13 protein-coding genes and 1 pseudogene are annotated in these 15,606 nt (G+C 25.1%); 13 read left to right on the plus strand and 1 reads right to left on the minus strand.

What is annotated here, in order from left to right:
- The first annotated feature begins 19 nt into the window (after positions 1-19).
- From prfB to tusA, 12 genes and pseudogenes are all read left to right on the plus strand, one after another.
- Positions 20-1,118, plus strand: a protein-coding gene (gene prfB / locus D9V75_RS02105) for a peptide chain release factor 2 (RefSeq protein WP_158343766.1) whose coding sequence is annotated in 2 segments (ribosomal slippage) — positions 20-94 and positions 96-1,118 — 1,098 coding nt in all. Because the reading frame shifts where the segments join, the coding sequence is not laid out codon by codon here.
- 10 nt (positions 1,119-1,128) lie between these two features.
- Positions 1,129-2,655, plus strand: coding sequence for a lysine--tRNA ligase (gene lysS / locus D9V75_RS02110; RefSeq protein ID WP_158343768.1), 1,527 nt, complete (start codon positions 1,129-1,131; stop codon positions 2,653-2,655).
- An 82-nt stretch (positions 2,656-2,737) separates the two neighbouring features.
- Entirely contained in the window at positions 2,738-3,985 is a 1,248-nt protein-coding gene (gene lysA, locus D9V75_RS02115; RefSeq protein WP_158343770.1) for a diaminopimelate decarboxylase, read from the plus strand.
- A 39-nt stretch (positions 3,986-4,024) separates the two neighbouring features.
- On the plus strand, positions 4,025-4,867 hold the full coding sequence (lgt, locus tag D9V75_RS02120) for a prolipoprotein diacylglyceryl transferase (protein WP_158344071.1): 843 nt from the start codon (positions 4,025-4,027) through the stop codon (positions 4,865-4,867).
- A gap of 17 nt (positions 4,868-4,884) precedes the next feature.
- Positions 4,885-5,679, plus strand: a complete 795-nt coding sequence (thyA, locus tag D9V75_RS02125; RefSeq protein WP_158343771.1) for a thymidylate synthase — start codon at positions 4,885-4,887, stop codon at positions 5,677-5,679.
- Between the two features lie 92 nt (positions 5,680-5,771).
- A complete protein-coding gene (gene miaB, locus D9V75_RS02130; RefSeq protein ID WP_158343773.1) occupies positions 5,772-7,091 on the plus strand; it encodes a tRNA (N6-isopentenyl adenosine(37)-C2)-methylthiotransferase MiaB in 1,320 nt (439 codons plus the stop codon).
- A complete protein-coding gene (gene ybeY / locus D9V75_RS02135) occupies positions 7,091-7,540 on the plus strand; it encodes an rRNA maturation RNase YbeY (RefSeq protein ID WP_158343775.1) in 450 nt (149 codons plus the stop codon). Before miaB ends, ybeY begins: the two co-directional genes overlap by 1 nt.
- Positions 7,541-7,610: 70 nt before the next feature.
- The gene (gene corC, locus D9V75_RS02140; protein WP_158343777.1) at positions 7,611-8,486 is read left to right on the plus strand and encodes a CNNM family magnesium/cobalt transport protein CorC; all 876 of its coding nucleotides are present in this window, start codon (positions 7,611-7,613) and stop codon (positions 8,484-8,486) included.
- Positions 8,487-8,789: 303 nt separating this feature from the next.
- The gene (gene leuS, locus D9V75_RS02145; protein WP_158343779.1) at positions 8,790-11,375 is read left to right on the plus strand and encodes a leucine--tRNA ligase; all 2,586 of its coding nucleotides are present in this window, start codon (positions 8,790-8,792) and stop codon (positions 11,373-11,375) included.
- Between the two features lie 74 nt (positions 11,376-11,449).
- Complete coding sequence (holA, locus tag D9V75_RS02150) at positions 11,450-12,442, plus strand: DNA polymerase III subunit delta (RefSeq protein ID WP_158343781.1); 993 nt, start codon at positions 11,450-11,452, stop codon at positions 12,440-12,442.
- A gap of 26 nt (positions 12,443-12,468) precedes the next feature.
- Positions 12,469-13,106 (plus strand): annotated as a pseudogene (gene nadD / locus D9V75_RS02155) (nicotinate-nucleotide adenylyltransferase).
- A gap of 66 nt (positions 13,107-13,172) precedes the next feature.
- On the plus strand, positions 13,173-13,403 hold the full coding sequence (gene tusA, locus D9V75_RS02160) for a sulfurtransferase TusA (protein WP_158343783.1): 231 nt from the start codon (positions 13,173-13,175) through the stop codon (positions 13,401-13,403).
- Positions 13,404-13,580: 177 nt separating this feature from the next.
- Here the strand turns inward: tusA and asd are convergent, their stop codons facing one another.
- A complete protein-coding gene (asd, locus tag D9V75_RS02165) occupies positions 13,581-14,693 on the minus strand; it encodes an aspartate-semialdehyde dehydrogenase (RefSeq protein ID WP_158344073.1) in 1,113 nt (370 codons plus the stop codon).
- Between the two features lie 299 nt (positions 14,694-14,992).
- On the opposite strand from asd, the gene D9V75_RS02170 reads away from it, so the two are divergent.
- A complete protein-coding gene (locus D9V75_RS02170) occupies positions 14,993-15,589 on the plus strand; it encodes a YhgN family NAAT transporter (RefSeq protein ID WP_158343785.1) in 597 nt (198 codons plus the stop codon).
- Positions 15,590-15,606: the final 17 nt, after the last annotated feature.

A 15,606-nucleotide genomic window follows, 5' to 3' on the forward strand; every position in this document is an offset into this window, starting at 1 on the left:
GAATAGAGATCATCAATTTATGTTAGAAACAAATACAATTAAAAATCAAATTAATACTTTTATTAAAAAATTAACAGATATAAAGAGGTATCTTTGACTACAAAGAAAAAATAACACGTATTTCAGAAATCAATTTAGAATTGTTATTGCCTGAAACATGGAAAATCCAAAAAAATGTAAAAAAACTTAATAAAGAAAAAACAAAATTAAATACAACAATTAAAAAAATTAATACAATAGAGAAACAGATAAAAGAAGTAACCATTTTTTTAGAATTAGCAATCGAAACAAAAGATTCTATAATTTTAAAAGAAATTATTAAAGAACTTGAAAACATAAAAAAAAAAATAAAAACAATTGAATTTTATCGAATGTTTTCAAAAAAATACGATCATTACAATTGTTATATTGACATACAATCAGGTTCAGGAGGGATAGAAGCTCAAGATTGGTCTAAAATGCTTCTTAGAATGTATATTAAATGGGCTGATAAAAAAGGTTTAAAAACAGAAATTATTAATGAGTCATTTGGAGAAATAACTGGGATTAAGTCTGCTACAATTAAAATTTCTGGTGAATATGCATTTGGATGGTTAAGAACTGAAACAGGAGTTCATCGCTTAATTAGGAAAAGTCCTTTTAATGCAGGGAATAGACGTCATACTTCTTTTAGTTCTACTTTTATATATCCAGAAATAAAAAATAAAATTAATGTTAACATTCGTCTTTCAGATCTCAGAATAGATGTTTATAGAGCTTCCGGAGCTGGAGGTCAACATGTAAATAGAACAGAATCTGCTGTTCGTATTACGCACCTTCCTACTGGTATTGTTACTCAATGCCAAAATAATCGATCTCAACATAAAAATAAAGAACAAGCCATGAAACAAATGCAATTAAAATTGCACAATATACAAATAAAAATAAAAGAATTAGAAGAAAAAAAAATAGAAAAAAATAAATCAGATATTACTTGGGGTAATCAAATACGTTCGTATATATTAGATAATTCAAAAATTAAAGATCTTCGAACTGGTATTGAAAAAAATGATGTCCAATCCGTATTAAATGGAGATTTAGATGATTTTATTGAACAAAGTTTAAAAATGGGATTATAAAGGAAAAATAATGTGTAAAATAAAAAAATGTAAAAATCATTTCGCCAATCTTTCAAACAATGAAACAAACAATAGGGAAAAAAAATTTATTAATATAAAGAAAAAAGGATTTAATTTTCCAAATGACTTTAAAAAAAATGAAACCTCACATTTTATCTTTAAAAAATATCAAAACAAAACATTAAAAGAACTTAACATACTCAGCATTTACGTTTCTGTTGCTGGTCGGATGATACAGAGACGAATTATGGGTAAAGCATCTTTTTTTACTTTACAAGATATGGAAGGAAAAATACAGATATATATAACAGAAAAAGAAATGACTGATGAATTTTACAATGAACATTTTAAAAAAATAGATATTGGAGATATTTTAGGCGTTCAAGGAGTACTATTTAAAACTCGTACAAACGAATTATCCATCTTTTGTAATTTTTTAAAAATACTTAATAAATCATTAAAACCTCTACCAGACAAATTTCATGGTTTATCCAATCAAGAAAAACGCTATCGACAACGTTATTTAGACTTAATTAGTAATCAAAAATTATTTAACGTTTTCAAAATGCGCTCTAAAATTATTATGGAAATTCGAAAATTTATGACAGAAAATAAATTCTTAGAAGTAGAAACTCCGATGTTACAGAATATTCCAGGAGGAGCAAGCTCAAAACCGTTTAGAACATATCATAATGAATTAAACAAAGAAATGTACTTAAGAATAGCGCCAGAATTATATTTAAAACAACTTATAATTGGTGGATTTGAACGCATTTTTGAGCTCAACAGAAATTTTAGAAACGAAGGAATTTCTACTCGTCATAATCCGGAGTTTACTATGATGGAAGTGTACATCGCTTATTCTGATTACAAAGATATGATGATATTGATCGAAAATTTACTCAGAAATTTAACTTATTCTCTATTTGGAACTACAAAAATAAAGTATGATTCACATGATTTTGATTTTCAGATTCCGTTCAATAAATTCACTATGAAAGATGCAATTCTTAAATTCAATTCAAACTTAAATTTAAGCGATTTAGAAAACCTTAAAAAAATACAAAAAATTGCAAAATCTATTGGTATTGAATTAAAAAAAAAATGGGGAATAGGTCAAATAATTAATCAGATTTTTGAAAAAACTGTAGAAAAAAAATTAATTCAACCTACATTCATAACTCACTATCCAATTGAAGTATCACCATTAGCTAGAAGAAACAATTTTGATTTCAATCTTGCTGATAGATTTGAATTTTTTATTGCTGGATATGAAATAGGAAATGGATTTTCAGAATTAAATGATGTTCAAGATCAAAAAAATAGATTTTTAAATCAAATTGAAAATAAAAAAAGAGAGATGAATCAAAATATTTTGTATGATGAAAATTATATAGAAGCGCTTGAATACGGATTGCCTCCAACCTCAGGACTAGGGATAGGAATTGATCGTTTAATTATGATATTAACTAATCAAACTAGCATTCGCGATGTAATTTTATTCCCAACACTACGTTCACTAAAAACAAACAATTGATAAAGTAAATAAAAAATTTAAAAATTAAAAACATTATAAAAATACTTTTATTATATTAAAATGTTTGCAGAAAGGAAAAAAAATGCCTCAGTTATTAACTGATAAAAATAGCAACATTAATCTAAAAAATATTAAATCTTTGATAAAGAAATATGAATCTCCTTTTTGGGTTTACGACTCTGATATGATTCATAAAAAAATTAATTTACTGAAGCAGTTTGATATTATCAGATTTGCACAGAAAGCGTGTTCTAATATTCACATACTTCGTATTATGAAAAAAAATAAAGTAAAAATTGATGCAGTATCACTAGGAGAAATTGAGCGAGCTTTAGTTGCTGGATTTAAGCCCAAAAATAATGAAATAATTTTTACAGCAGATATCATAGATCAAGACACTTTATCTAAAATAGTAGATTTAAAAATACCTGTTAATGTTGGATCTTTAGATATGTTGACTCAAATTGGAAAAAGATCTCCTGGTCATCATATTTGGATCCGAATTAATCCAGGATTTGGATATGGACACAGTAAAAAAACAAACACTGGAGGAGAAAATAGCAAACATGGAATTTGGAGTCCTGACTTAGCCATTCCAATAATTCAAAAATATCAACTAAAATTAATTGGATTACATATGCATATAGGATCTGGAGTAAACTATACTCATTTAAAAAAAGTATGCAAATCAATGACAGAAAATGCAATAAAATTAAAACAAAAAATATCGTTTATTTCTGCAGGTGGAGGATTACCTATACCTTATAAGGTTAATGAAAAACCAATGGATGTAAAAAAATATTTTGAATTATGGAATGATTCCAGAAACAAAATTTCTAATTTTTTGGGTCAAAATATTCAATTAGAAATCGAACCAGGACGATTTTTAGTGGCAGAATCTGGAATTTTAATTTCGCAAATTAGAGCTATAAAACAAATGGGAAATAAAAATTTTGTTTTAATAGATGCTGGATTTAACGATTTAATGAGACCTACTATGTATGGAAGTTATCACCATATATCTATTATTCCTAAAAACGATAGATATATTAATGAAAAAAAAACCATAGAAACAGTAATTGCAGGTCCTTTATGTGAATCAGGAGATGTATTTACGCAAACAAACAAAGGTGATTTAGAAACTAGAAAATTACCAATTACACAGGTAGGAGATTATGTTGTTTTTCATGATACCGGAGCTTATGGCGCTTCTATGTCGTCTAATTACAACACAAGGCCTCTAATTCAAGAAATATTATTAGAAAAAAATCATTTTCGAACTATTAGAAGACGTCAAACAATTAAAGAACTATTAAATTTAGAAATATGATTTTTATATTTAATGCTCATAGGAACATCATTTAATAATATGTATATCAATTTTCCATCATTTAATCCTGTTGTCTTTTCTATTGGACCTATATCTGTTCACTGGTATGGTGTTATGTATTTTTTTGGATTCATGTTCGCAATATGGTATGGAAAAAAAAATCATAATAATAAAATTAAATTTAATCACAATCAAATAGAAACACTTTTATGCTCGACTTTCTTAGGAGCTTGTATTGGAGGTCGAATTGGATATATAATTTTTTATAATTTTTCATATTTCTCTCATAATATACTATCTTTGTTTTACATTTGGAAAGGTGGCATGTCATTTCATGGAGGACTAATAGGATCAATAATAGTTATTATTTATTACTCTTTTAAATACAATAAAAAAATATTAGAAATATCTGATTTTATAGTTCCATTAGTCCCATTTGGATTAGGAGCGGGAAGATTAGGAAACTTTATTAATGATGAATTATGGGGTCGAGTTTCTCCCAAAATGACATGCGCTATGCTCTTTCCTAACTCTTACTACAGAGATTTACATGAAGTATCTGAACATCCTGAATTAAAAATATTGATGGATAAATACGGAGTCTTGCCTCGTCATCCTTCGCAGTTATATGAATTCTTTTTAGAAGGTATTATATTATTTTTTGTTCTTTATTCATTTCAAAAAAAAAAAATATCAACTGGAATTTTAAGTAGTTTATTTTTAGTTATTTATGGTATTTTTAGGTTTTTTATAGAATTTTTTAGAGAACCAGATTTTAAAATTAAGTTATTTCAACACACCATTACAATGGGTCAAATCTTATCTTTTCCGATGATTATAATTGGAATAATAATTATAATTAAGACTATTGTTACAAAATAATTATATTTTAAGAAAATATGAAACAATACTTACAATTAATAAAAAAAATAATTAAGATTGGAAATCTAAAAAAAGATCGAACAGGAACAGGAACTTTATCTATTTTTGGTCATAATATGAAATTTAATTTAAAAAAAGGATTTCCTCTAGTTACTACAAAAAAATGCCATATTCCTTCTATTATTCACGAACTTTTGTGGTTTCTAAAAGGAGATACTAATATAAAATATCTTAATAAAAACAAAGTATCCATTTGGAATAATTGGGCAAATAAATTTGGTGATCTCGGGCCTGTGTATGGAGCGCAATGGAGGAGCTGGAAAACATCAGAAGGATTAAAGATTGATCAAATAAAAAAAATATTGAAACAACTAAAACACGATCCTAATTCTCGCAGAATTTTGGTATCTAGTTGGAACGTAGGAGACATAGACAAAATGGCTTTACCGCCATGTCACGTATTGTTTCAATTTTACGTATTTAATAAAAGATTAAGTTGTCAAATATATCAGAGATCCTGTGATGTATTTCTTGGTTTACCATTTAATATCGCAAGTTATTCTATACTAATCCATATGATAGCTCAGCAATGCAATTTATGCGTTGGAGATTTTTTATGGACAGGAGGAGACGTTCATCTATATAACAATCATATTATATTAGCAAAAAAACAAATGCTTAGAATACCACGAAAACTTCCAGAATTAATTTTTCTTAGAAAACCTAAATCACTATTCGATTATTCTATTAAAGATTTTCACATTAGTGGATATAAACCTTACCCATCAATCAAAGGAAAAATTTCTACATAAAAGATAACTGTTTCAAGTTTAAATATCTAATAAATTATTATATAACATACAAATAACACAGAAAGATTATTACTCGAGTTTAACTTGCACATATGAAATATATATACATAAAAACATGGGGCTGTCAAATGAATGAATATGACTCATCCATGATAATTACAATTTTACAAAAAAAAAATAAATATTCAATTACTCAATCAGCAGAAAATGCTGATGTTTTAATTCTAAATACATGCTCTATACGAGAAAAAGCGCAAGAAAAAGTTTTTCATCAACTGGGACGATGGAAAAAATTAAAAAATAAAAATACAAATATTATCATTGCTGTAGGAGGTTGTGTAGCAACTCAAGAAGGTAAAGAAATTTTTAAAAGAGCTCATTATGTTGATATTGTTTTTGGAACTCAAACTTTACACAAATTACCTGAAATGATCAATGAAGTGGAAAAAAGAAAACAATTCATAATAGATATAAGCTTTCCTAAATTAGATAAGTTTAAACATTATTTAAAACCTAAAAAAAAAAGCTGTACAGCATCTGTTTCTATTATGGAAGGATGCAATAACTACTGTTCGTTCTGCGTTGTCCCTTATACAAGAGGTAACGAAGTAAGTCGTTCATGTGACGAACTTATTTTTGAGATATCTTCTTTAGCGGATCAGGGAGTAAGAGAAATAAATCTATTAGGACAAAACGTTAACTCATACCAAGGATTAACTTTTGATGGTCAAATTTGTTGTTTTTCAGAATTACTAAGATTAGTAGCAGAAATAGATGGAATTGATAGAATTCGATTCATTACCAGTAATCCTCTTGAATTTACAGATGACATCATACAAGTCTATAAAGATGTACCAAAATTAGTCAGTTTTCTTCATTTACCTGTTCAAAGTGGTTCGAACAAAATACTCCAATTAATGAAGCGTTCATATACTGTAGAACAGTATGAGTTAATTATAAAAAAACTAATAAAAGCTCGATCTAATATACAAATTAGTTCTGATTTCATTGTAGGTTTTCCAGGAGAATCCGATCAAGATTTCCAAAAAACAATGGATTTTATAAACAAAATTAATTTTGATATGAGCTTTAGCTTTATATATTCTAAAAGACCTGGAACACCCGCTTCTAAAATGACTGATAATGTTAGCGAAAAAGAAAAAAAACAAAGATTATACATTTTACAAAAAAGAATTAATATTCAAACTATGTCATGGAGCAGAAGAATGTTAGGAAGTATACAAACTGTTTTAGTAGAAGGAATATCGAATAAAAAAAATACAGAACTATATGGTCGAACAGAAAACAATAGAATTGTCAATTTTAAGGGTTCACCTGAAATGATTGGAAATTTAATTAAATTAAAAATTGATCAAGTGCACACTCATTCTTTAAAAGGGAAAATAATATAATGAAAAATGTTATTTTAAATCTTCAGATTCTTTGTGAAAAAAAAAATATACCTACTAAAATAAATTTTAATCAATGGATTCAAAAAGTTTTACATAAAAAAAAAATTAATGAAATTACGGTACGAATTGTAAATGAACTAGAAATTCAATATTTAAACTATACTTATAGAAAAAAAGATAAAACAACTAATGTACTTTCATTTCCTATGAACATATTTTTAAAAAAAAATCATATTATATTAGGAGATTTAGTATTTTGTAAGTCAGTGATAGAGCAACAAGCGATAAAATATAAACAAGAATTAGAATCTTATTGGGCTCTTATGACAATACATGGCACTCTCCACTTATTAGGATATGACCATAAAACCAAAAAAACATCAATAAAAATGGAAAAAATAGAAAATAAAATTATGTTGTCATTAAATTATTCAAAACCATATTTATAACAAATATTATCATTTATGCTGTTCTTTGATAGAATAGCTCCATATTTTAAAATGTAGATACTTCAAAACCATGAGAGATAATCATTCAAAAAATCACGATAAAATAAATAGAAAAGGTTTTTTTTCTCTTTTATTAAATCAGATTTTTCATGATGAACCTAAAAACCGAGAAGAATTGCTGGTTCTAATTCGGGATGCAGAACAAAATGAACTTATTGATCAAGATACATGTGACATGTTAGAAGGAGTCATGCATATTGCAAAAAAAAGAATTAAAGATATTATGATTCCAAAAACACAAATGATAACATTAAAATTAAACTATAACTTAAACAAATGTCTTGAAATTATTATTGAATCTGCACATTCAAGATTTCCAGTGATGAGCAGCGATAATAATTATGTTGAAGGATTTTTAATCGTAAAAGATTTATTACCTTTTATGAGAACTGAAAAAAAAATTTTTTGTATTAAAAATATATTACGTTCAGCAGTAGTAGTTCCAGAAAGTAAAAATGTAGATAGAATGTTAAAAGAGTTTCGTTCAAAAAGAAATCATATGGCAATAGTAATTGATGAATTTGGAGCTGTATCAGGATTAGTAACTATAGAAGATATTTTAGAGCTGATCGTTGGAGAAATTCAAGATGAATATGATGAAGAAGAAAAATTAAATGTCAGAAAAATAAAAAAAAATACATTCTCTGTTAAAGCTCTTACAGAAATTAAAGAATTTAATAATATATTCGACACTAATTTTATTGACAAAGAAGTAGATACAATCGGAGGATTAGTAATGAAAGAATTTGGGCATTTACCAATTCGTGGAGAAAACATTAATATCAGCGATTATAATTTTAAAATATCTATCGCAGATAGTCGAAAAGTGATACAGATACATGTAACTGTTCCGGATAATAAAAAACCACCTATATTGGAACCATAAAATTTAGTTGAATGTTTTGAAAATATGTAATTTCTTAAAGTTTTTTATTTTAAAATGAATATTTAAAAAATAAGAAATTTTTATGAATTTTAAGTAATCAATTTAACAGTTTCATTATAAATATTAACATTTAAAATGTTATTAAACACACTTGTTTATTTATATAAATTGAGAAGTTTATTATAAAATATAATATATTTTTTAATTATTTTTGGTTACTACAAAATAAATAAAAAATTTTATACGAATTAAAATAAATCTTATCATCTAAGAAAATATCAGTTAATTTTATATAGAGAAAATATGAAAAAAGAATATACTCCAAAGGAAATAGAATTTTATGTTCAAAAACATTGGGATAAAAACAAAACTTTTCAAGCGAATGAAGATTCTACTAAAAAAAAATACTACTGTCTTCCTATGCTTCCATATCCATCTGGAAAATTACATATGGGTCATGTGAGAAATTATACAATTAGCGATGTAATTTCTAGATATCAAAGAATGTTGGGAAAAAATGTATTACAACCAATTGGTTGGGACGCTTTTGGCTTACCAGCCGAAGAAGCTGCGATTCAAAATAATATTGTTCCAGATGATTGGACTTATAAAAATATAAAATACATGAAAAATCAATTAAAATCAATGGGTTTTAGTTATGATTGGAACAGAGAATTAACTACATGCAAACCAGAATATTACCGATGGGAACAATGGTTTTTTATCAAATTATATAAAAAGAAATTAGTTTATAAAAAAAATAGTCTTGTGAATTGGTGTCCTTATGATAAAACTGTTTTGGCTAATGAACAAGTTGTTAATGGTTGTTGTTGGAGATGTCATAGTCAAATAAAAATAAAAAAAATTCCTCAATGGTTTATAAAAATAAGAAGTTATGCTGAATCTTTGCATAAAGATTTAGAAAAATTAAAAAATTGGCCTGAAAAAGTAAAAAACATGCAAAAAAATTGGATAGGAAGGTTAAAAGGATTTGATATTACTTTAAATCTTGAAAATAGTAATAAAACTATAACAGCATTCATTACTCAAATAGAAACTATAATGGGAGCGACTTACATCGTAATATCTCCTTGTCATAAAATTTCTATAGAAATATCAAAAAAAAATAAAATTATAAAAAAATTTATTCAGGAAAAATCCAGAAAAAACACTTTAATAAAAGAAACAAAAGAAGTAAAGTACGAAGGAACAAATAGTCATTTATTTGCACTTCACCCAATTACAACAAAAAAAATACCAATTTGGATATCTAATTTTATTGTAGAAGAATATGGGGTCACTTCAATGATATCAACTCCGGCTCATAATCAACATGATTGGAACTTTGCTACTCAAAACAATTTAAAAATTAAATATGTTATAAAAAATAATAATTTAAAAGAAATAAAACAATCACCTTACCTTTCTATTAAAAAAAAAGAAATATTATGCAATTCTGGAATATTTAATGGTTTTAATTTAACAGATGGAAAAAATAAAATTAAAAATTTTTTAATCAAAAAAAATGTCATAAAAGATAAAATAAATTACAAATTACAAGACTGGTGCATATCAAGACAACGTTATTGGGGAGCTCCAATTCCCATGGCTACTTTAAAAAATGGAAAAGTAGTACCCGTGCCGGAAAATGAATTACCTATTCTTTTGCCTCAAATCAAAAAATCAATTAATACGCTATACTCTACTCCTTACCACTCTTTGTCTAATAAGATATACATTAATAATGAACCAGCAATCAGAGAAAAAGACACTTTTGACACTTTTATGGAATCATCTTGGTATTATGCTAGATATACATGTCCCGATTTTCATACAGCAATGATAGATCCTGTTCGATCAAAATATTGGTTGCCTGTAGATCAATATATTGGCGGGATAGAACATGCAATTATGCATTTAATGTATTTTAGATTTTATCATAAGCTTCTTAGAGATTTTAAGTTAGTAGACTCTGATGAGCCAGTAAAAAATTTATTATGTCAAGGCATGGTTTTATCTGAAGCTTTTTATGAATCAGAAGATCACTCAAAACGTAATTGGATTCATTCATCATCAGTTTCAACTATACGAGATTCCAAAGGAAGAATTATTAAATCATATAATAATGAAGGAAAAGAAATTATTTACGCTGGTATGATCAAAATGTCTAAATCAAAAAAAAATGGAATTGAACCAGAATTAATGATTCACCGTTATGGAGCAGACACAGTTCGATTATTTATAATGTTTGCTGCACCTGTTGAATCTTCTCTTGAATGGCAAGAATCGGGAGTTAAAGGAATATATCGTTTTTTAAGAAAATTGTGGAAGTTAGCTTATAACTATGTTCAAATAAAACATACGCATACAGATATAAATTTTATTAATCTCAATAAACAGCAAAAAGAACTACGCTATTTATTGCATAAAACTATTGATAAAGTATCTGATGACATAGGGCGTCGAACAACATTTAATACAGCTATTTCTTCAATTATGGAATTATCAAAAAAATTGTTAAAAGCCCCAATGAAGACTCAAAAAGACAAATCTATTATGAAAGAAGCACTGTGTTGCATTATTAAAATGCTTTACCCATTTACCCCTCATTTTTGTTTTTTAATATGGGAAAACTTAAACAATAACAGTTCTATCGATTATGAAAGATGGCCTGTTTCTCATAAAGAAGCGCTATTCAAAGAATTTAATATTCTAATCATTCAAATAAATGGAAAAACAAAATGTACTATTAAAATTCATAAAAATTTAACAAAAGAGGAAATTTTATTAAATGCAAAAAGTGAACCTAAAATTAAGAAAAAAATAAAAGATATTAATATTCAAAAAATTATTTATATTCCAAAAAAAATAATAAATTTTATAACATAAAATAAATAAAAAATGATTCTTATCTACTTTTAAATAAAATTTAAAAAAATAGTCTTATAAACATTGATTATCATATGAACAACATATATCCAATAGAACTTAAAAACAAGTTAAGACAAAAATTTTACAATTGCTATATATTATTAGGAGAAGATTCTTATCTTCAATATCAAAGCCAAGATTTAATATTAAAATTTGCCAAAAAGAAAGGATTCTTCAAAAAAACTATAATTGATATAGAAAAAAGTGAAAATTGGATAAAAGTTGATCATTTTTATAAAAAAAAAGATTTATTTTCTCAAAAAAAAATATTAATTGTTAATTTGATTATTAATTCGTTAGATATATTATCAATAAAAAAAATCCAAAAAATATCTTCTTTATCAAATTTAGATGTTTTGTTAATATTAAAGTTTAATCATCTTTCTTTTACTTTTAAAAAAAATCAATTTAAAAGACCTCAATTGAATGTAATTATAATTTATTGTTTTACACCAAATAATTTTTATTTTAATAATTGGATTAAATATGAAATTAACAAGAGAAATTTAAAAATAGAAAAAAGTGCATTTTTATTACTATGTAAGCATTATGAAGGAAATACTCTATTCATACATCAAATTTTAAATATGCTATCAATGATATGGCCTGATAAAAATATCACTGAAAAAAAAATACAAACAGTTATAAATAAGTTCTGTAACTTTTTTCCATCACAATTAATTGATTCAATATTTAATCATGATATAGAAAGAGCTCTTTATATTCTAAACTCTTTTTATAAACAAAAATATAATTGTCTTCTTTTACTTCGTTCTTTACAAAAAGATTTATTAATCTTACTTTTGATGAAACGTAAAAAAAATTTAAATACAAAAATATTTTTAAAAAAAAACAATGTATGGGATAAAAGACATTCATTTTTTGAAAAAGCTTTTTTTCATATTAATTACGACAATTTATGTTATTCAATGACTATACTGCTTAAAATCGAAATACAAATAAAAAAAAATAACAACTTTTCTATATGGATGCAATTAAAAACATTAATATTGACACTTTCTTAAATTAAATTAAATATATTAATAATTATATGATAAAATTATATGCGGTTTTTGGTGGAAATTTTGATCCTATTCATAATGGTCATATCTATTTATCGGAACAACTAGCTAAAGAAATTTATATTAAAAAAATAATATTATTGCCAAACCATAATCCGCCACATCGAGATAAAACAGAAACCTCTATCACTGATAAAATTAAAATGATTAAATTAGCAATTTTTAATAATCCTTTATTTAAAATTAGCTATCTAGAAACAAAAAAAAAACTTTTTATACAATAGACACTCTTAAAAAAATTAGAAAAAAAATCGGCGCTTCAAGACCTTTGTGCTTTATAATAGGAGAAGACAATCTACAAAATTTTAATTTTTGGAAAAATTGGAAAGACATATTATATGTTTCTCATTTATTAGTTCTTAGTAGAACATGCATCAAAAAATATAATCCTCAATTAAAAAAATGGATTGATTCTCATCAAATTAAAGATTACCGTTTTTTATATAAACAATCATTTGGATATATTTTCTTTTCAAAAACAAAAGTAATAAATATTTCTTCTAGTCAAATACGAAAAAATTATTATGAAAAAAAAAAATCATGCACACTTTTACCATTAAGTGTTCAAAAATATATTGAATTAAACAAACTATATTATAAAAAATAAAATTACTAATAATTTTTTATTTTTAAAACATAAAAAGATTAATTTTAATAATTAAAATGTTAGAACATGAAAAAAAACACTATTTTAGATTTAATTGGGCTTAGATGTCCAGAACCAATTATGATGATCAGAAAAACTTTTCGTAATATGAAAAATAATGATCAAATATTAATTTTGTCAGATGACCCTTCCACGATTAGAGACATTCCAAATTTTTGTTTTTTTATGAAGCATCAACTTTTAGAAAACAAAATTAAAATTAAACCTTATTGTTATTTAATAAAAAAAGGAATATAAAAAATATTAATAAATACACTACAATTTTAATATATAGAAAACTTTTTATATATTAAAATATAGTGTAAATTTTACATGTAATGTATATTTATGTAATTTATTTTATTAATAATTAAATACTGATTTAATTTTTTATTTATATATTAATTTATAAAAAAATAAATAAAAAATACACAATTATACTTTAACTAATAAATTCAAAATTCTTCTTAAAGGTTCTGAAGCTCCCCACAATAATTGATCACCAACAGTAAAAGCAGACAAATATTTTTTTCCCATGTTTAATTTTCTTAAACGACCAATTGGTATATTCAAAGTACCAGTCACTGCTGATGGAGTTAATTTATTTAAAGTACTTTTTTTATCATTAGGAATTATATTAACCCATTCATTATGATTTGAAATAATATCTTTAATATCCTGTAAAGGTACATCTTTTTTTAATTTGACAACAAAAGATTGACTATGACATCGAAGAGAACTAATGCGAACACATGTACCATCAATTGAAATTGGTTTTTTTAATTGTAAAATTTTGTTAGTTTCAGCTTGACCCTTCCATTCTTCTTTAGTTTGACCATTTGTCATTTTTATATCAATCCAAGGTATTAAACTACCAGCTAAAGGTACGGAAAAATTTTCTACTGGAAAACTAAAATCACGAGATTTTTGAGTAACTTTATGTTCAATATTTAAAATAGAAGAGTTATTTATTAAATCTTCTGAAATTTCTGAAAATAAAACTCCCATTTGTTTTAATAATTCTAATATATGAGAAGCACCAGCACCAGAAGCGGCTTGATAAGTAGACACTGCCACCCATTCTACTAATTGATTAACAAATAGCCCTCCTAAAGACATTAGCATTAAACTAACTGTGCAATTTCCTCCCACAAAAGTTTTTATTCCTTTATCAATAGCATTTTTTATTAACTTATAATTGACAGGATCTAATGCAATTACAGAATCTTTACTCATACGGAGAGTAGAAGCGGCATCTATCCAGTACCCCTTCCATCCATTAATTCGTAATTTAGGATACATGTATTCAGTATAAATACTACCTTGACAAGTAATAATAATGTCCATTTTTTTCAATAAATTAATATCATATGCATTCTTTAATTTTTTACATGAAATACCATTTATATTAGGACCGTTTTGACCTTTTTGAGAAGTTGAGAAAAACTCAGGATTAATAGATAAAAAGTCATTTTCTTCTTGCATTCTTTGAATTAATACTGACCCTACCATTCCACGCCAACCAATAAATCCAACAGATTTCATCATTAATGTACAGATCATATGAACTAATATTTTAATGAATTAAAAATTAGTTTAAATAAGAATGATCCATCCTCCTTAAAAAAATAATTAATAATTTTGAATATACTATAAAATAGAAATTTTATGATAAAAATCATTTTTTATACAACAAATATCTTAAAACATAAATAAATTATTAATATAATAGTATATAATTTTTATTATTAAATCATTTTTATACAAAAAATATGCATTTTAAAAAATTTTAAAATAAATATATTTTATTAAAACACATAGTTTTTAAAAGGATACAATAAATTAAAATGAATGAAATAATTTCTACAACTATACTACTAGTGTTAATAATGGATCCTTTAGGCAATCTTCCAATTTTTATGACAATATTGAAACATTTAGAAGCAAAAAGAAGAAGAATTATAGTAATTCGGGAAATGATTATAGCTTTAATCATCATGCTTCTTTTTTTATTTGTAGGAGAAAAAATACTTGTTATTTTAAATTTAAAAACAGAAACAGTATCAATATCGGGAGGTATTATTTTATTTTTAATAGCTATTAAAATGATTTTTCCTAATGAAAATCAAAATGAAAATTGTTTTCCAAAAGAAGAACCTTTTTTAGTACCATTAGCTGTTCCATTAGTAGCTGGACCATCTTTGTTAGCTACATTAATGTTGTTATCGCATCAATACTTAAATAATATCTCTTGTTTAATTGGATCTTTGTTTCTTGCTTGGGTTTTAACAGTAATAATACTATTACTATCTGGTATTTTTTTAAAATTATTTGGATCAAAAGGAGTTAACGCTTTAGAACGTCTAATGGGTTTAATTTTAATAATGCTATCAACTCAAATGTTTCTTGATGGTGTGAAAACATGGTTTCAAAGTTATACATAAAATTTTTTAAAATAAAA

Origin of the sequence: Buchnera aphidicola (Muscaphis stroyani), assembly GCF_005080865.1 — a bacterium.
Lineage (GTDB): Bacteria > Pseudomonadota > Gammaproteobacteria > Enterobacterales > Enterobacteriaceae > Buchnera > Buchnera aphidicola_AG.